1 protein-coding gene is annotated in these 412 nt (G+C 40.5%); it reads right to left on the bottom strand.

Annotation, left to right across the window (positions count from 1 at the left end):
- Window positions 1-412, bottom strand: a 412-nt coding sequence (locus ACT3RN_RS16160) for an IS3 family transposase (protein ID WP_444518877.1), incomplete at both ends; no start/stop codon positions are given.

Below are 412 nucleotides of genomic sequence, written 5' to 3'. Positions count from 1 at the left end.
GCTGTTTTAAATATTCAATCACCTCTGTTTTATAAAGCCCGTTAACCGTTTCAGCCAATGCATTATCGTATGAATCACCGGTTGTACCAACAGATGCAATAACGCCAGAATCAGCCATCTTATTAGTATAGCGAATGGATAAGTACTGAACGCCGCGATCACTATGATGAATCACATCTTTTGGGTTATTTCTGTCTGCAATGGCTTGATTTAACGCTGCCATCACCATATCCGTGTTCATACGATTTGATACTTTCCAACCAACGATAGCGCGAGCAAACACATCAATGATAAAGGCAGTATAGACCCAACCACTCAATGTTTTAACGTAAGTAAAGTCAGCAACCCATAGCTGGTTAGGGCGATGGGCATTAAAGTTACGATTAACTAAATCATCAGCACGCTTTTGATC

It is taken from the genome of Psychrobacter sp. AOP5-GZ1-6 (assembly GCF_052376345.1).
Lineage (GTDB): Bacteria > Pseudomonadota > Gammaproteobacteria > Pseudomonadales > Moraxellaceae > Psychrobacter.
The sequence above is the reverse complement of the archived record's forward strand: the minus strand, read 5'-3'. Positions and strand labels throughout refer to the sequence as shown.